This window comes from Cytobacillus sp. FSL W8-0315, from assembly GCF_038002905.1.
GTDB lineage: Bacteria > Bacillota > Bacilli > Bacillales > Cytobacillaceae > Cytobacillus > Cytobacillus pseudoceanisediminis.
Map to the genome: position 1 here is coordinate 415,695 of NZ_JBBOOC010000001.1, position 17,494 is coordinate 433,188.

Here is a 17,494-nt window from a genome sequence, read left to right on the forward strand (position 1 = left end):
TTTGAGGAGAGTTTGCTGAAGAATTTGGCTGCAGTATTTATGTACATGTCTCCAAACCGGAGACATGTACGGGAATTATTCAATTGTCGGCCTGCTTTGCCATCCTCGGTATGAGGAATCCCATAATCACACCTATGGCAATGATAAGCAGAATAATATAAAGATAGATTAATTTGTTATCTTGTTCAGTTGGAGTTTGCTCCTCCGCCTTCAAAAAGCTTTCCTGTTTAGAATCGGAAAAAAGCTGAAGCTGGTCTGCTTTTGCGGTGATGGTATTATTAGTGGTTTCACCGCCATCAAAAAGCTGATCCTTCACTTCCTTCAAAGGATCCAGGTTCTTTTTTGTAAAAGTAAGATCCTTTTGTTCTTCGGGGATCTCTTTTTTATTTTCATAAAGCGATTTTTCATGCAAGTAATCGGTATTCTCTTTGAATTCCTTTTTTTCATAGGTATTCGGAGTTAAGTTATCAAAATCAGGGGTCGCCCCGGCTGATTGGCCAGCTATCAGCCAAATCGCCGGGATCAACAGAATGATTTTAATAAATCTTTTAAGCTTCATAAGCCTGATCCTCATCCCTTTTTGTACGCAGGTCTTTTATCGACCGGACTGCAAATGGAATGATGGCAAGGAAGGCTATGATGCCAAGCAGTATGAGAATAGCCGGAACAAACAGTGATTGCGAATCATACTGGATGGACATATATACCTTGGACATTGGATCTTCATAGTTAATATTCGGTGCTGTAAGAGCCAGGAACGGACTAATGAAGAAGGCAATGAGACCAACGCTCAAAATCCATCCTGCCAGATTGCCGATCTTGAATCCTGCCAGCACAATGGCTGAAGCCGCAGTCAGCAGCAATATGGTGAATATCGTCCACTCAATAGCCCGATCCTGTTCCATTGAGTAAATATTAAGGCCAAATATGCTGATAATCAGACCAACAATAAGATTCAGCAGTACAAACATGGAAGCATGGACAAGCATCGGCGCATTTTTGAAATAATGGCTGAAGTATCCGATCATTAAGCTGCTGAGCAGAACAATGGCCAACACAACAACCGGCGGCAGCTTGCTTTCTTCTTTCTTTGCAGCTGTTTCTCCACTGATTTGAAGCGGATTGGATAATTGTTCGTATACCGGGCCATTCTTTTGGCCATTCACATAGGTATTACCAAGAAGGTTGTAAATATCATCCCGGAACATCTGAGTCGTCTCTACGTTCGAGCCCCACTTGGAATTCAGTGTATCTGCATCCTGCTGGACACTTTGCACCTTTTGCTCAAGCTCACTTGTATAGGACACGATATTGCTTTGGTTCTCCCCGATAGACCCAACAAGATCATTAATCATCAGCATTCTTTGGCTGATTCCTTCCTGTTTGACCATCACAGAAGTACCGTCGATGCTATCTACAGGAACTGGTGTATTCGTTGATGATGTTTGAATTTGCTCTCTTACTGAATTGGCATTCTCTTGGAGAGCGTTTAAATCTGTCTCGATTGCTGCTTGCTGTTCTTTAATTTTTTTATTGTAATCTGTGAAGAATGCAGTAAACTGACCTTCGAGGTCTGTCAGCTTTTGCTGAGATGATGGTATTGCTGTGTTCAGGTTATCCCACACCTTTTGTTCTTCCTCATTCACAGCTACTATAGAATTTAATTTCTGTACAAGCTCTTCCACCTTTTCAGGATTTTGACTGTACGAATTTTTTATTAAATCTTCATACTGAATAAGTGAGGCATAATACTCCATCATTTTTACAGGTTTAGTATTCGTAATTTCATTATTAAAAGCAGCTAAGTTAAAACCGAGTTCTATGATTTGCTGTTCTTTCTCCTCTATAAGATTGATCATAGAAGAGAAACTCATTGAAGCCCCAAGCTGATCTAAGAGGCTATTCTTTTCTTCCTCTAAACTTTTATAAGCTGCATCCAGGTTGGTAAGGTCTTCAATTAATTTGGCATTTACTTTCTGAAGTTCCTCAACTATTTTTTGCAGCGGGTTTTCTCCAGAATCCTTCGCTGCCAGTTTTTGCTCTACTGCTATTAGGCGCTGGGATAAAGCAGGTAACACAGTCAAAGCAGAAACAACTTGTTCCGGCTTGGTACCTTCTATCGTCTCTAAAGATGTTTTCAAATTTGTAATCTCTTTTTCAACGCTTAAAATTTCATTTCTTTCCTCTTCCATACCAAGTAAAGATGGGGCTTCTAAACTGGCCGCTGTTATAGAATTAGCTTTGGCTCCCCCAGGATTTTTGTTAGATGCTGTTCCTGATCCTGCACCTGGATTTCCCGGTTGTTGTCCATTGGATAGTTCCCCTTTCAATAACCCGATATTTTCAGCTGCTTTATTGAATGAAGCTGCTTCTTGTTCTTGAAAATATGTTTTTAAAGCATTCATTTGTCGACCTACCTGATCGTTACGGATAGCCGATAAATCACCAAACACTTCACTATTCTCCTCAAGCTGCTTTTCCACACTATCAATCCCGCCAGCCAATTCCTGATTCCCCTTATTCAATACACTAAGTGCCTCAGAATAAGTTGGCTGCTGTTTTCCCGCAACAGCTTGAATATTGACTACATTTTCATCCTGCATTTTTTGAAGGATATTTTGCTGATTATCCTGGTATTCTTTATACTGATCTACAAACTGTACAAACGAGCCAAGGTTCTCTTCAAATTGGCTGAGGTTGTTTTCACCCTCAGTAGTGCTTTCGGCAGTAGTCTTCACTGTCGATTGAATGCTCTCCAGCATATTGCGCTGCTGTTCAATTTCCTCTGCCAGGTTCTTTGAACTAGGCTTATAGAAAGCGAGCATTGCATTCTGGAAGTCTATTTCTTTTTGTAAAATGGTATCGAACTGGGATTTCACATTTTCAAGGTCCTGGGATACATAGGTCCAATACAATGTTGAAATCTTTCCATTAACACGGTTGGTGGCAGTCTGGATCTCACGCAGAACCTTTTCCCGGTTCAGTGAGTTCAGCTGGTTCTGCACCGTATATTCAAAACTTGCTTTTTCAGGCTGCTTGCTTTCATAGGACATGATGTTCTTTGAAAAGTTGGATGGAATATAAACGACTGCGTCATACTTGGTATTTTTCAACCCATTCTCTGCAGCACTCCTGCCAATGACGGTCCATTCATACTGTGAGCCGTCCTGCAGAATCGATGTAATTTCCTCTCCAAAATCAAGTGACTTCTCTTCCTTGTCAGCGCCTGTATCTTCATTAACAACAGCTATGGTTCTTGTGGCATTCTCCCTGACTAGCAGAGGATTATCGCCAATGGAGCCAAAAAAGATGGCTGGCGCGGCGATAATCAGAAGCATCACCAAAACCATTTTCACGATGTATTTTGTTTTGGCTGTCATGCTAAGACCTTCCTTTCAGTGGCACATAAAGGAATTTGAATTTTTAATTCCTTTCCGTTTATAACGTAATAACCATATCCCGGCTGGATCTCTGCCTCTTTCCGGTCGTATGGAAGGGTAAACAGCGTCTGCTCCGATTTCTTCATCAGAACGATCGCCTGGCGGATCTGTTTGATTTCTGCTGTTAAGGAATCGTATCCTTTTGTCAGTTCATTATTGCTGCCCGTAACGATGACACTAAAGCCCAGATGGCTGCCGTTTTTCATCAGCCTTGCCATTCTTTCCTGCAGACTGTTATCTAATGTCTGCGCAAAACGGGAGTATCCATCCACAGCCAGTACGATTGGCGAAAACTCTATATCGGTCTTGCCATGCTGGATTGCGTTTAGATATTCTTTTTCCCTGAGGGATAATTGTTCTTCCACCTGTGCTGCCCAATCGCTGATCTGTTCCTTTGTCTCGATATAAACCGACTTTTCCTCGCTGGCATAGGATGATAATCCTCTGTCAAAGGAATCGAAAATACCGACGGACTCTGCATCCTGAACAAGCATGTGATTGATCATGAGCTTAAGAACATTTGTCTTTCCTTTTTGGGCCTGCCCCAGGATGATGCAGTGTTTCGTTTTATTGAAGTTCGCATATACAGGTTTTACAGATTCCTCATCAAGGCCAACAGGCACAAGTCCCGGCTGAACAGCTCCATTAGTGTAGCGGGTAAAGTTAATCGTATTAAGCTCTGCTGGAAGCATCGGCACCTCTTCAGGCAGCCTGCAGTCCTTGTATTTCTCTTTCAGTTCCTGGATGTCTTCCCGGATGGCTTCTATAATCTCAAAATCATCCTTGCCATCTGCCGGCAAGAATACCTGTGAGAAATATGCCTCTTCCATTTTAATAATGGCTCTTCCCGGTATAGGCTCAGGTGCGAACGGAACCCTTCCCAGTACGGAGTATGCCTCGCTGCTGTCCATCAAATAATGGACAACCTTCGTTTTAAGGTTGTTCATAAGCGACTGTCTGATCGAATTGATCCGCGTCGCAGCAAAAATCATATAAATGCCGAGTGACTGTCCGTCCCTGGCAATCTGATTGATTTGTGTTTCAAGCTCCTGCATTTCTTCTTTTACTAAATCAAAGTTATCAAATGTGATATATACGAGCGGCAATTTCTCGCTGCTCATCGAATTGTACATCTTAATTCCGCTGACTTCCTGCTGCTGAAACAATAGCTTTCTGCGGGCAATTTCATCCTTGATCAGATTCATGAACTTTTCAATTTTACGTTCTTCATCCATCAGGAAGAAGTCGGCCGTATGCGGCAGCTGTCTTAGCGGAAGAAGTGAGCCATTTCCAAAATCAAAAATATAATAATGGGCTTCTTCCGGAGTTCGCTTTTCGGCAATGCTGAGAAGCATTGTCATAATCGTATGGGATTTTCCATAACCTGAGGAGCCAAATACCCCCACATTACCATCCTCTATGATTTGATAGCTCAATGGATACTGGCTCTGCTTCTCAGGCTCATCCACCATCCCTAAATGAATCTCATGATTCTCTTCAGCGCGGTGGAGCTTCCTGCTTAAACGCCCTTCAAGAGGCGGAAGCCACGGACTTCTAAGCTTTTTAATGCCCATCGAAGACTGTGCTGCTTCAATTTCCTCCACCACTGCTTCAATTTCTGTTTTTCCGCCTTTTTTCTTTCCTTGGCGTGAATTAACATCCGATAATGGCACAAGGCCCAAGTCGGTTACGATTGCAATTTCATCCTCTGTCTCTGAGGAGTCATCCAAATAAGGCGCCCCGCTCCATGCAGATTGGAAGAGCTCATAGACTTCATTATTGCCGACTTGCAGGTAGCCGCGTCCGGTTACGGTAATAGCTGCTGCATCTCCGTTTTTGATGATCTCCCGACTGTCATCTGTGTCCTGAACCTTTAAAGCTACCCGGAAACGGGCATTGCTCCAGATCTGTTCATCAATGACACCGCCTGGCTTTTGGGTTGCCAGAATTAAATGCACCCCCAGGCTTCGCCCAATTCGTGCAGCACTGACAAGCTCCCTGATGAATTCTGGCTCTTCACTCTTAAGCTCTGCAAACTCATCGGAAATTAAAAACAAATGCGGCAGCGGTTCCTTTGCCATCTTGTTTTTATAAAGGTCTGTGTAATCATTGATGTGATTCACCTGGTATTGATCAAAAAGCCTCTGCCGTCTTTTCAATTCACTTTTGATTGAGGCTAGCGCTCTTGAACTGAAGTTTTTGCTTCCTTCAATATTCGTAATGGTTCCAAGAAGATGCGGCATGTTCTTAAACGGCTGAGCCATTCCCCCGCCTTTGTAGTCAATCAGCAGGAAAGCGACCTCATGTGGATGGAAGTGAACTGCAAGTGAAAGAATATAGGTCTGCAGGAATTCACTCTTACCCGATCCCGTTGTCCCAGCCAGCAGTCCGTGCGGGCCATGCGCCTTTTCATGAAGATTCAAAAGCGACAGATCTTCCTTTCCTTTTAAGCCAATTGGTACCGCCAATGATCTGGAAGACTCTTTTGTAAGCCAATTCTGCTTGATTGGAAGTTTTCCCACTTCCTTTACTTTCATCATTTCCAGGAACGAAACGCTATTTGGAATGGAATTGGTCATTCCAACCTGATGATCAAGCGTTCTTAACAGACGGGAAAATTCCTCATTTCCCTTCTTCTGATGAGCATCGAGCCTAAATGGGATGCTCACGGCCTTTTTGTCCTGAATCAGAATGTCTCCTTCTTCCTGATTGACATATCTGACAAGTGTTTGAATATTATCATGCAGGCTTTCCTTTGAATCAGCTGCAGTAATAACGGAGATCCCCATGTTGGAGTGGTCGCCCTCCAAATACTCCAGAATCACATGATCTGCAATCAGCTGCTGGTTAGTAATGATAAACACCAGATGCGGAGAATACACCTGCTTTTCCTTATTTTCATCCAAATCCCTTTCCCGCAGGATTTCATAAATGGAAGATAACAGCTGATCCCTCGTTTGTTCGTTATATATCAGCCCTTTTGCATGTGCATGCGGCATCTGGAAATGCGGAAGCCATTTCAGCCATTCCCATTTCTTATATTCCTTTTCATTAAAAATAAATACAAACCGTACATCATGATAGCTGTGGAAAAACGCCAGCTGTCCAATGATCTGGTGTATCTCATTCTTAACAACCGACTCTTTTCCGATCAGTCCGATTGGCCCCTTAGCAAGGTCAGCCACGACTGGCACATTTCTAACTTCCTTATAAACTTTTTCCATCTGCTGTGACTGTTCAAGCAGGTCATCAATTTCACGGTTAGCCATATCCCCAGAGCTGACCTTAACTTCATAACTCGCTGGCACATTACCGGTTCCAAGCCTGAACTGCAGAAAATCAAAACTCGCAAGGGGTCTTTCCCAAATCCGGTCGGATATATGGCTTGTGAAGTATTTCATTTTCTCAAAAGAGGGAAAGTGGAATTCCAGAACATGCCTCTGCTGGTCAGACAGTGCCTGCAGCTCTTTCCTCTTCTCTTCCAGATAGGCAGTATACACTCGATGTCTGCGCTCTTTCCGCTTCTTTTGATTGCTTTTATCCTTAAAGTACTGAACGGTAGATGTGACTAACGTGGTCATGAACATGACCATTGAAATGATAATAAAAATTCCTCTTGGCTGAATCAGAGCCACGATGCCCATCACGATCAGCATAATCAGCGGCGGCATAATGATCATCCATAACCCCCGATTGGAATCATCAGGCTCCTGTGACGGGAAGGATAGAGAAACTTTCTCATCCGGCATCTCATAGATCATTCTGGGCGTTCGGCGATAGAGCGGATATTTCTTTGCCATCTCTGATTGCGGCCTGATGGTAATCGGAAGCTTAGATTCATAGCTTTCAATGCTGTCGATCTGGAATAGATCCTCTTCTTGTATTCGAATAGACATAAATGGGAAGAACAGCACATCCCCGATTTCAAGAAAAATTCTCTCTACGGCTCTTTTTCCGTTTACATAGAGCTGTCCTGACTGTGGTTCTGCCATCCAGCCGTTATTTGTTTTAATCAGTTCGAAGGAATGGCTTGCATCCATTAAAATGCCGTTCTTTTTATAAATCGATGCTTCTGGGTTTTCCGAGGAAAATTCTATTTGCTTTTGATAGCCAGAATAGTAGGTCTGGCTATTCATATTTTCAGAGGTTACGATTATCGTCAGGGTCTTCCCTTCATCATTTAGCTGGAAGGGTTCCCCGTCATTTAGCTTTCCGAGAACTGACTCATTTTGCCTCACTTCATAGGAGCTGTCGTGCCTTTCTATTGACACAGCCCCTTTTGTGAAAGGGAAATCCCTTATTGTCACCAGCTGTTCAAGCTCTGGGCCTATGGTGATCGTGCTGCTATTTTCAAATGGCATAGACAGCTGCTGGCAGTAATCGCTGTAAAACAACCATAACTGTTCCATCTCTCCACCTCCTGTCTATCTTAATTTGGTTTTGTCTTTGCTGCCTCTTCCTGCTTTTCGGCTGGCTTTTCAGCAGATGTTTCAGCTGCCTTTGAATCTGCAGGCTTTTGCTCTTCTGCAGCCTTCTGTTCAGGCTCTTGTTTTACAGCCTGCTCATTATCACTGCTGTTACTTTGCTCTTCCTGAAGACGCTTCTCCTCTTCCTCCTGAGCTTTCTGTTCCTCTATATACTCATCAATCTCAGCTTGAATTTCGTCAATTTTCTGCTGTTTTTCATCAGATTCAAGACTATCATCTACTTTGATAACTTCCCGGTATTTAATCAATGCAAATAGAATTAATTCTCTATCCTCAAGATCCCGTGAGATATCGAGAGCTTCCTTAGCATCTCCCCTCCCAATATGAATCCAGTAATGATAGTAAAGAGGATCTGTCTGCAGGGTGATGGTATTTTGGACATTCTCTTTCTGGTCTTCCGTCAATGCTTCATTTATTATGTAAGACTGCGCAAGTTCGTATTGCACGACTCGCGGCATCTGATCAATATCATAATTGGATAATTCAGAAACGACTTCACTATATTGGCTTTTCAAGAAGTGTTCCTGGCTATTAATAAATGCTGCCTGTTTAGGCTGTGTAAAGAAAAGGGAATATAGACTGAAAGCAAGGAAAGGCAATAAAGCAATCAGCAGACCCCAAGCAGAATACCTTGTGGCTTTCCATTTTTTCTGCGGAACCTTAACATATTCCTTATCTTTCTTTTCAAGCATTTCAATATTAGTCCGGATGACTTCTGACAATTCATTTTCATCCTTGGCTTTGATCACACTAGCCGCTGCAGGCGACAGTTCAATGGTTTCATGGAGTCTAAGGTAATCCCGGAAGGAATGCTTTCCATCTACAGCAGCTGCAACGGTCGCTTTCAATTCCATCCAGAGTTTTTCATGATTGGCTTCATAAGGCGGAAGGCTTTCTTTCACACCATAGTGAAGCAAATGCGGCGACAGGCTTTCATCAGCCACTAAATTTTCCGGACAAACAATGAGATGCAGTCTGGTATATGGATGACTTTTCACAAGCTTGAGGAGCTGTGAAGAAAAGATCCATCTGCTTCTTTGGTCTTTCTTTTTTAATTTGGAAAAGGTTAAATAATTTGAGGGAATTTGCAGGACGAGGCGCAGTTCATCCTCTGTTAAATGGACATCCCTTTTTATAGCTGAATCCATAGCTTTGAGCAATTCCAATTCCGCAGCAGCATCAGCTTTTATTTTCTCTCTTTGAAAAAGAATGGTAAGGGATTGATGATCTGTTTCGACAACCGCTTCAAGCTGCTCTTCAAGGTAGGTTTGACTCTTTTCTGACATTTTTTAATGCTCCTTTATAAAATTTCGAAACGGTCCCCAGTGGTAATCCCCTTTTCTGCCAGCTTATCGTTTCCTGACAGAATCATTTGCTTGTTAGGAATTCTGACCCAATAGCCTTCCCGGGGCGGCTGAGGAATCGACTTAGCTTGCCAAACAATATCAACTACTTTTTTAACAGAGTGATAGTTAGATAGACGGAGATCAAAAGGTTCAACTTCATAATTTTTCAGATCAATTGTTAATTCTATGTACATATTCAACACCCCACTAGAAAAGCGCAAGCGCCTCGATCACCCTCGACACCTCGAGGGGGTAGGCGCTGGAGCTAGACAAATTACCAAAGTGAAAATTTGCTAATTTAGTACAAAAAAAGAGCGCTTTTCATCTGATGAATGTAGCGCTCCTTCTCCACTTTATTGATTCAGATGAAATTAGCCGCGGATTTGGCCAGCAATCTGGTTATCAGCATCCTCAAGAGCTCTTGCAGTATTATTAAGCTGAACAGAGATATCCTCTAATAATTGCTGCATTTGAACAAATGAAGGTCTTAAAGATTGGTATTGTTCAGCAAACGCTCTGCTTGCTTCCCCTTCCCATGCACCTTCCAGTTCACGAATCATATTATCCAAACGGACAATCTGATCCCCAACCTGGCTGCTTTCTCCATTATAACGGTTAGACATGCCTACTAATTCTGCTGGTGTAACGCGAATAACTCCTGACATTCAAATCTCTCCTTTTCAATAGGTTACTATTATTGTAAAAATACACAATTAAAAGGTCAATTACTTACTTGCAAAAAATAACAAAACAGTTATTTATACCCACCAATACCCAATTTCGAGATACTTAAACCAAAATTGGTATTTTTTTCATAGGTTTTTTCTAATTTTTTGTTATTCACTCATTTTAAAATTCAAATTTTCTACCTTTTTATTACTATCATGGCAGTCAAAACTCGTCAAATCGCTTGAGTGGCCTTGTCGAATTATGTCTGTGGTTTTATTCCTATTAATCTATAAACCCCCAATTGTATTTTATAGGCAGAATTACCTTATTATTTATATTTTAATTAAACTTTGTTGAGCCCTTTTTTTTCCTAAAATCACCCTTCCGGCTTTTGTAGTTCTTTTGAATCATTTTCAAGAAAAAATTTCCGTGTTCTTAAAGCAAAAAAAAGATACAGCTGAATCGCTGTATCTTTTAACAACCTATTTATTCCTCAACCACCTTAGCATCCTTCAGCATTTCATCCGTTAAAGCGACTCCCTGCTCCTCAGCTGCTTTTTTGTTAATCACCAGCTCAAGACTTTCAGGGTAGCCAACAGGAATCTCACCAGGCTTTTTGCCTTCAAGGATATCAACGGCCATTTGGCCAGTAGAGTATCCAAGATCATGATACTCAAAACCATAGGAAGCAAATCCGCCCCGTTTAACCGAATCGCTTTCTCCAACAAATGCTGGAATGTCTTTCTCATTGGCTACGTTCAGCACAGATTCAAGGGCAGATACAACTGTATTGTCCTTAGGGATGTAGAACACGTCAGCACGGCCGACTAAGGATTCTGCAGCCTGCTTTACCTCGGAGCTTGTTGAAATAGTCGTTTCAACCGCTTCAAGTCCTGCTGCCTCGATGGCTTCTTTCGCATGCTTAACATTTACTACTGAGTTTGGCTCCCCATCATTGTAGATGATGCCGACCTTCTTGGCTTCCGGTACAAATGTATTAATGGAGTCAATCGTTTTTTTGATGGCATCCGGATGTGTATCAGATGTACCCGTTGCATTCCCGCCTGGCTTTTCCATGCTTTCCACAAGCTCAGCACCAACAGGATCAGTGATGGCTGTAAAAAGGATTGGAATATCCTTTGTGGATTGCACAACTGATTGTGCACTGGCAGTCGCGATAGCAAGAATCAAATCATTCTTGTCCGCTACCAGGTTCTGGGCAATGGACATATTATTGTTCATATCCCCCTGGGCGTTTTGGAAGTCGATTTTAAGATTTTTTCCTTCTTCATAACCAGCATCTTTCAATGCGGCAATAAATCCCTCTCTCGCAGAATCCAATGATGGGTGCTCCACAATTTGCGTGATCCCGATTTTTACGGTTTTCTTTTCTGACGATTCCCCGCTGGTTTCCTCATTTCCTGATCCACAGGCAGCCAGCATTAATAATGCGCTGCTTGCTAGGATGGCTAACATTTTCTTCATCCAAATATCCCCCCGACAGTCATTCAGTTTTTAAAATTTTTATAATATTTTGATATTAACACGTTTAATAAGTAGGTAACAATAGCTAATCCCACTTTTTGTTAGATAAATTGACATTAACAGTTTTAGAAGGCTCTATTTGCGAAAGACTATAATAAAATATAGGGAGGGATGAGATTGGAATTCGATTGGATTTGGAACTCAATCCTTGTCGTCATCGGGGGCACCCTGTTATTAAGGATCGCTGGCAGAAAGTCTATTTCACAGATGACATTAGCTCAGGTAGTAATCATGATTGGCATCGGTTCACTATTAATTGAACCGGTTTCAGGGGAAAGCATTTGGACTACTCTTGCAGTAGGACTCATCCTTGTACTCACCCTAGTTGTCATGGAATATGCACAAATGAAATCAGACAAATTTGAGAAGTTTATCACTGGGCAATCCAAAATTATCATAGAAGATGGAAAATTAAATGAACAGAATCTGAGAAAACTCCGGTTTACTGTGGACCAGCTTGAAATGAAGCTGCGTCAGCATAATGTTGCAGTTATCAGCGATGTAAGATGGGCAACCCTGGAGGCGAACGGACAAGTGGGCTATGAATTAAAAGAAGAAGCCCAGCCTGTAACGAAAAAGGAATTCCTTCAGCTGCAGGCTGATGTCCAGCAGCTGATTCATTTACTGGAACCCGCCTTTGCCAAGGGCTTCTCTGTCCATATGGTTCCTGAAAACGAAGAGGATATTTTTACAGAAGTCGCAGAAGAAACGACTGATAGTGTACCAGATCGACTGCAGTAAGAATGAAGCTGATTCCCATTGGGACTCAGCTTCTTTTGACTATGTTAACGAATTGGCACCCTGTTAGGGATTTCATTATATTCATCCGGATTCAAATCATACACACTGCCATCTGCCACACCATTGATAATCCCCATGACACCTGTTTCTACTGTCTTAACCAGCTGACCTTTCATCTTTTGTCCATAGTTATGTGTCTGCCCTTTTACCTCAAATAGGACAACCCCGCTGCCGTTCAAGGCAAAGGAGCCCAAGGCAGTTCCAGGCAAGTCTAACTCCTGGTCATATAAAGAAATATTGGTAAACACTGAATTTCCTTTTTCCTGAAGTGCATCATAAAGGGCGACGTTTAACTGGCGTGAAAAATCAAAGCGGTAATTCTCCGCATATTGGCTATATTTTGCACCCTCCGCAGAACTTGGATCCGGAACAAAGTCTGCTGAAATGGACATTGTTACATCTTCATCTGTTCCTTCAATCTTATAGAAATTCTGGTGATGAAGATCTAAAAAGACTTCAACATGACCAAATTCCTCTTGAAGACTCTTATAAACATCCCGGACTGTTTGCGATTCAGGCGTAATATACCAGCCTGGAGTGCTTGAATTGCCAGGGAAGTCCTCCGCCTTCGGAACATAATTTAAATCCGGGTTAAAGTCACGGTTTACATCGAATCCTGGTGCTGCAGAATAGTCGTCCCCCTGAAGGCTGCGTGTGTAATAATTCCAGGTGGGCTGTGCATTATGTAATTGAGGAAACTGTTCCTGAACCTCTTCCCAGGTCATTACATTGCCGCGCCTGTCCAATTCGGAACCATCGGCATTCATCATCGGGATTGAGACAATCGTTAATTCTTCTCTAATCCTTTTCGCATCTGCTGATTGACTTGACCCCAAATATTGAAGAATATTCAGCAACGCGACAGTGCCGGTCTTTTCATTGCCATGAATTTCGCTCTGCACTAGTACCACTTTATCTCCATGGCCTACACGTGCTGTAAAGATATCTCTCCCCTGATTCGTTTTTCCCGCAGATTCAACCTGAACCAGGCCGTTCGATGATTTTTCAATTTGAGTTAACTTTCTCTTTAATTCTTCATAATCAACAAAACCATTAATTGATACATTTTCTTCTGTCACAGGCTTTGCGCCCTCAGCAAAGCCGACTTGGGGTACGAGAATCGCTGCTGCCAGTGCTGCTGAACTAAGTACTTTCCATAATGATTTCTTCTTCATTTTTAAGCCTCCTCTGATCTATTAATTCGATATCCGAATTATTTCTATCATGCCTTTTTAATAGGAGGATGTAAATCTGCTAAAAGAATTAATATTCTGAATAATAAATATCCTACATTTTCCTTATTAGTTAAGACTTTCATCATATATGAAGAGTCACTCAAATATATTCTTAGGAAAATTCATTAGCCGTTACACAAACTTGTGTTATTAATCTGATTCATTTTCTGCCTTATCAAGCATCTCAGCCACGGCATGCCGCCGGCCATCCTCATTTTCATAATAAACCTATTATTCCTCCTGAATTCAGCAGGTAAATCATTGCCGAATTCAAAAAGGGAAAGCCCCTTTATGAGCTTCCCCTGATATTTATTAATAAGGGTATCCAAATCCTGGTCCACAGCAAGGTCGCGGGTAATAAAGCGGCGGCGGTGGAGGATACCAATAATATGGACGCGGGTAGAATAAAGCAGTGCCCAATAAACCTCCTGCTAACCCGCCTAAAAAGGGCAGACCAAAGAATCCAAAAAACCGCTGATCCTGCGGCTGATAGGGGCCTCTGTAAGGGTACATCCGTTCATACCTCCATTTCCTCTATATATGGCTTACACTATTTTTATATGCGTGAAAATGGGTTTGGCTTGGGCAAATTCATTACATATGGAGGGGGAATGTTTGGGACATATTAAACGAAAAACCTTGAAAGGCATAGCCGATTCAAGGTTCAAAAAAATATATTATATTTTTAGAAATCCCAACTACTTCACCTGGTGATTTATTAATAATGCTTCTTTATTGGATTGCCTACAATGCCTTACTGAATATATTCTTTTTCCGTATAATAAAGCATTACTTAAAGAATAGTAATATCTGTGTCTTATCCATCAACTTCGTCTATTCTTCATTCTTAATACTTATTAAGCTTTGTTTTACTCATAATTTGTAGCGGCAATAAAGTCAAAAGCATCAGTTGAAGTAATTTCATTGTTATACTCAAAATTATATATCAGGATTACGGCATTATATGAATTTTTAAGGTCTATACTTTTCTTGATTTTTGGGATAATAATTTCTTCATACGAACACCCATCTAATAATGTCGAAATATCACTACTGCTATTCTTATAAACTACTTTCTCTATAGTATCCTCATCTGTTTCATCCATATCAATATTAAAATCGATAAAAAATTTGGATGGGACAGACTCACCATCCTCATCATAGGTTAAATCTACATACTTTTCTATAGAGTCTTCTTCTTTAATATTACCTAACCAAATAGAAACCCATCCTTGTTTTTCCATTATAGTATCCTCCTATTTTAATCTCAGATCATCCGGTAAAGACGAAACCCCACCCTCAAGTCTATAATTAGCCCAATTATTAAGTCGTCAACAAATGAATTATAATCGTTAGATGTATCTATTATTGCCAATAATTCATTATGTGCTTTAGTTGAACCTAACCCTCCATGAACACCGTTTGGGATTGACAAACTTAACATCAGATATAGCTGTTCGTAAATCTTTAATCTCTTCAGCACTAATGTTCCAATGCTTAAATTGCGGAGCTCTTGAAACTAAGTGCCACTCGTGTAAACCTCCAGGCTCTCTAAGCTGACGTTCAATTTTCTTTCTAATCTTTTTATCTTTCCAAAGTTCATTTAGTTCACTACTTGTTAGGGAATTGAAGAATCTATTGAAGTTCCCACTCTTTGCAGTAGGTATATCATCGACAGTTAATTTGGTTCTGTCCTTTATATTTTCAGCATTATCAATTCTCTTTCCATCCTTCTTCCCCGGCAAAACCACATGGCCCTTTTCCTCTTTCAATATCCTGACAAGCGCATCAAAGTCTGCCTTATTGATGCTTTTCCGTATAACCTTGGTTCCTTGTTTTCGGACAACAGCCGCCAGCGACAGGTATTCGAGAATTTCAAGCGGGGTTCCATCAGCTATGGAGTCCAGTTCCCGTACTCCTCCCACGCGATCTTCTGGAATGGAATCAACGAACTCGTAAGCTTTTCCTTTTTCAGCATAGTACTCTCTGACGATCCGGCCATCATCATATAGATGGAACTTGCCGCCCTGGTTCTGACTGCCTATGCCGTGTTCATCTATAACTTCAACAGTCAGGATCTCTCTGCCGCTCAAAGAGGTGAATTCCTCTGGGCTGATTTCTTTATCGTTTAGCTTTGCCAAAGATTTCAAAGCTCTTAACTGATATTGGATGGTCTTGTTTTCGTAGTTACTCTGCCAGATAGCCCAAATGGAATAAGCACCAGGCGGCAGCATCTGACTCAGGGCAGTTATGCCCAGTTCTTTAAGGAATTCCGGTGAGCGCATGGAATTTCCTGCTTTATGCCTGATGCCTTCTAAAAGCTCTCCATAGATTGGGCTGGAGTGAAGCTGCTTAACGGAATAGCCGGATATACTAAGATTTCCACTCTGAAAGTGGCTGGAGATTTCATCGATGTAGGTCTGCATCAGGTGAAGATCCTGCTCAATTGGATCAAGTGCCAGTGTTTGCTGGCCGTCAAAGGTAATAAGGTCATCAACCGTATTTCGCCGGTGAAGTTCCGCTCTCCTTACATGTGCCGAAAACTCCCCATCCTGCAGGTGAGGGAGACTGACAATATCAGAAACTTTCTGCATCACCGCATTTGTCTCTTCTGTTAGGCTTGTGGTGATAGATTCTGTTTTTACCAGGCCCTGTGCCGCTTCTCCATCCAAAAAGCTCTGACGGATGAATCCATTGCTTGCCGGCTCGAGCATCTGAAGTGAAGTAGCTATTCTTTTTAAAGTATTTTGATAGTCTGCAAGAAAACCTTCAAAAAATAAGAGAAAAGGAGAATGACATTCACGAAAAAAAGCCTGAATAGCGGCTGCTCCCTCTCCCCGAAAGGAGTCCTCAAGCGAAGTGATACCTTCTACATCACGTGCAATGTTTCTTATCTGCTCTTCTAAGGAGTACAGACTGGAATGAAGCTCCTTCAATCCGCTATGCAACTCCCGTGCATCTAATACCTTCAGTATAAATCGCCTCCTGCCATTCGACAACTGCAATAGAGGTACTTCTAAGAGCCCCTCACTAGCATTTTCCATAATTTATACTTTACACCAAAAATAAGAGTAATTTTATCACGAATAGGATTATTTTTACACTTTTGTATAATACAGTAATAATTACCCATCGACACAATAATCAAAATGAGAAAATCGTATCATTATTACATTATTTCCCTGTGATATAGTAAAATGGATTCTATTTTATGGATGTATAATATGAAAATTGCAGTATATAGAGGTGATTTTTCATGTCTTTAGGATATTACTACAGTTTATTGGCGAAGAAACAAAACAAGCTTCAGCGACTGCTGGCCTGTAAGGGAGAGCTTCAAGGAAAACAGCAGGAGTTTAACCACTATCGGCATACCGTCACAAAGCCGGATCTTTCTCCTTTCACCTGGCAGGGAAAGCTGGCAGGTGAATTTGAGGACATCCGGTTTGAACAAATGCTTGCGAGTTACACTGACATCGAATCAAATCAGTTTCTTGAGGTGTTTTCAGCCATAGACCGGAAGCTGCAGCAGATCCAGCAGGAAATCTATTCTATCAAACAAACGATTGCTTCCCTGGAAGCGCAGCTTGCAGCGGAGAGGTCGAAGAAATAATAAGGAGGTACTGAGAATGGATACCGAGATTAAGCTAAGGATAAGTGATATAGAACAGGCACTCACCAACCTTCAAACCTCCGCTAACGGACTCCAGCCAACCCTTCCATCCACTATTGGGGAGAATAATGTCCTTGATTTCATCAATAAATTGAATGCTTTAAATAGGCAGCTTCAGCAGGTGACAGAGGCGTATAAATCTGTATTGCTGCAAAACGAAGAAACAACGCGACAATCCGTGCAATTCTTAGATGAATCGGATCGGCTGCTATCCAGGGGAATACATGGAGAAACTGGCAGAAGAATTCCGTAGCCATTACTATTAAACAAAGAAGAAGCTTCCCACAATCAGTTTATG

14 protein-coding genes are annotated in these 17,494 nt (G+C 41.6%); 3 read left to right on the forward strand and 11 right to left on the reverse strand.

Going from position 1 to position 17,494, the window contains the following annotated elements; genetic code table 11:
• Window positions 1-79: 79 nt before the first annotated feature.
• The 7 genes from essA to MKY20_RS02300 form a co-directional block, all read right to left on the reverse strand.
• Entirely contained in the window at window positions 80-559 is a 480-nt protein-coding gene (gene essA / locus MKY20_RS02270) for a type VII secretion protein EssA (protein WP_019382386.1), read from the reverse strand.
• Window positions 549-3,380 (reverse strand): type VII secretion protein EsaA, encoded by a 2,832-nt coding sequence (esaA, locus tag MKY20_RS02275; RefSeq protein WP_251175684.1) that lies wholly within the window; start codon window positions 3,378-3,380, stop codon window positions 549-551. The genes essA and esaA overlap by 11 nt, the downstream gene beginning before the upstream one ends.
• The gene (gene essC / locus MKY20_RS02280; protein WP_251175685.1) at window positions 3,377-7,849 is read right to left on the reverse strand and encodes a type VII secretion protein EssC; all 4,473 of its coding nucleotides are present in this window, start codon (window positions 7,847-7,849) and stop codon (window positions 3,377-3,379) included. Before essC ends, esaA begins: the two co-directional genes overlap by 4 nt.
• Before the next feature lie 20 nt (window positions 7,850-7,869).
• Window positions 7,870-9,213, reverse strand: a complete 1,344-nt coding sequence (essB, locus tag MKY20_RS02285) for a type VII secretion protein EssB (RefSeq protein WP_251175686.1) — start codon at window positions 9,211-9,213, stop codon at window positions 7,870-7,872.
• Window positions 9,214-9,227: 14 nt separating this feature from the next.
• A complete protein-coding gene (locus tag MKY20_RS02290; RefSeq protein WP_019382382.1) occupies window positions 9,228-9,467 on the reverse strand; it encodes an EsaB/YukD family protein in 240 nt (79 codons plus the stop codon).
• A gap of 177 nt (window positions 9,468-9,644) precedes the next feature.
• Window positions 9,645-9,938 (reverse strand): WXG100 family type VII secretion target, encoded by a 294-nt coding sequence (locus MKY20_RS02295; protein WP_009336200.1) that lies wholly within the window; start codon window positions 9,936-9,938, stop codon window positions 9,645-9,647.
• 490 nt (window positions 9,939-10,428) lie between these two features.
• Window positions 10,429-11,427, reverse strand: coding sequence for an ABC transporter substrate-binding protein (locus tag MKY20_RS02300; protein ID WP_019382380.1), 999 nt, complete (start codon window positions 11,425-11,427; stop codon window positions 10,429-10,431).
• A gap of 177 nt (window positions 11,428-11,604) precedes the next feature.
• On the opposite strand from MKY20_RS02300, the gene MKY20_RS02305 reads away from it, so the two are divergent.
• Window positions 11,605-12,228, forward strand: a complete 624-nt coding sequence (locus tag MKY20_RS02305) for a DUF421 domain-containing protein (protein WP_019382379.1) — start codon at window positions 11,605-11,607, stop codon at window positions 12,226-12,228.
• Window positions 12,229-12,272: 44 nt separating this feature from the next.
• Here MKY20_RS02305 and MKY20_RS02310 read toward each other — a convergent pair whose 3' ends face one another.
• The 4 genes from MKY20_RS02310 to MKY20_RS02325 form a co-directional block, all read right to left on the reverse strand.
• Window positions 12,273-13,463 carry a M14 family zinc carboxypeptidase gene (locus MKY20_RS02310; protein WP_341000251.1) on the reverse strand — a complete coding sequence of 397 codons (1,191 nt, stop codon included), beginning with the start codon at window positions 13,461-13,463 and terminating at the stop codon, window positions 12,273-12,275.
• Between the two features lie 372 nt (window positions 13,464-13,835).
• Window positions 13,836-14,036, reverse strand: a complete 201-nt coding sequence (locus tag MKY20_RS02315; protein WP_009336204.1) for a hypothetical protein — start codon at window positions 14,034-14,036, stop codon at window positions 13,836-13,838.
• 356 nt (window positions 14,037-14,392) lie between these two features.
• Window positions 14,393-14,767 carry an immunity 22 family protein gene (locus MKY20_RS02320; protein WP_071158480.1) on the reverse strand — a complete coding sequence of 125 codons (375 nt, stop codon included), beginning with the start codon at window positions 14,765-14,767 and terminating at the stop codon, window positions 14,393-14,395.
• A gap of 147 nt (window positions 14,768-14,914) precedes the next feature.
• Complete coding sequence (locus tag MKY20_RS02325) at window positions 14,915-16,567, reverse strand: ribonuclease YeeF family protein (protein ID WP_341000255.1); 1,653 nt, start codon at window positions 16,565-16,567, stop codon at window positions 14,915-14,917.
• A 212-nt stretch (window positions 16,568-16,779) separates the two neighbouring features.
• Between MKY20_RS02325 and MKY20_RS02330 the strand changes: the two genes are divergently transcribed.
• Together MKY20_RS02330 and MKY20_RS02335 are read left to right on the forward strand one after the other, a co-directional pair.
• The gene (locus MKY20_RS02330) at window positions 16,780-17,136 is read left to right on the forward strand and encodes a YwqH-like family protein (protein ID WP_251175688.1); all 357 of its coding nucleotides are present in this window, start codon (window positions 16,780-16,782) and stop codon (window positions 17,134-17,136) included.
• Between the two features lie 16 nt (window positions 17,137-17,152).
• Window positions 17,153-17,449, forward strand: a complete 297-nt coding sequence (locus MKY20_RS02335; protein ID WP_217027770.1) for a YwqI/YxiC family protein — start codon at window positions 17,153-17,155, stop codon at window positions 17,447-17,449.
• Window positions 17,450-17,494: the final 45 nt, after the last annotated feature.

Excerpts from the sequence above, each read along its gene's own strand:
- MKY20_RS02315 (WP_009336204.1), bottom strand. The coding sequence starts at position 14,036 with ATGTACCCTTACAGAGGCCCCTATCAGCCGCAGGATCAGCGGTTTTTT.
- essC (WP_251175685.1), bottom strand. The coding sequence starts at position 7,849 with ATGGAACAGTTATGGTTGTTTTACAGCGATTACTGCCAGCAGCTGTCT.
- MKY20_RS02295 (WP_009336200.1), bottom strand. The coding sequence starts at position 9,938 with ATGTCAGGAGTTATTCGCGTTACACCAGCAGAATTAGTAGGCATGTCT.
- MKY20_RS02310 (WP_341000251.1), bottom strand. The coding sequence starts at position 13,463 with ATGAAGAAGAAATCATTATGGAAAGTACTTAGTTCAGCAGCACTGGCA.
- MKY20_RS02335 (WP_217027770.1), top strand. The coding sequence starts at position 17,153 with ATGGATACCGAGATTAAGCTAAGGATAAGTGATATAGAACAGGCACTC.
- essB (WP_251175686.1), bottom strand. The coding sequence starts at position 9,213 with ATGTCAGAAAAGAGTCAAACCTACCTTGAAGAGCAGCTTGAAGCGGTT.
- MKY20_RS02325 (WP_341000255.1), bottom strand. The coding sequence starts at position 16,567 with ATGGAAAATGCTAGTGAGGGGCTCTTAGAAGTACCTCTATTGCAGTTG.
- MKY20_RS02290 (WP_019382382.1), bottom strand. The coding sequence starts at position 9,467 with ATGTACATAGAATTAACAATTGATCTGAAAAATTATGAAGTTGAACCT.
- esaA (WP_251175684.1), bottom strand. The coding sequence starts at position 3,380 with ATGACAGCCAAAACAAAATACATCGTGAAAATGGTTTTGGTGATGCTT.
- MKY20_RS02300 (WP_019382380.1), bottom strand. The coding sequence starts at position 11,427 with ATGAAGAAAATGTTAGCCATCCTAGCAAGCAGCGCATTATTAATGCTG.
- essA (WP_019382386.1), bottom strand. The coding sequence starts at position 559 with ATGAAGCTTAAAAGATTTATTAAAATCATTCTGTTGATCCCGGCGATT.
- MKY20_RS02320 (WP_071158480.1), bottom strand. The coding sequence starts at position 14,767 with ATGGAAAAACAAGGATGGGTTTCTATTTGGTTAGGTAATATTAAAGAA.
- MKY20_RS02330 (WP_251175688.1), top strand. The coding sequence starts at position 16,780 with ATGTCTTTAGGATATTACTACAGTTTATTGGCGAAGAAACAAAACAAG.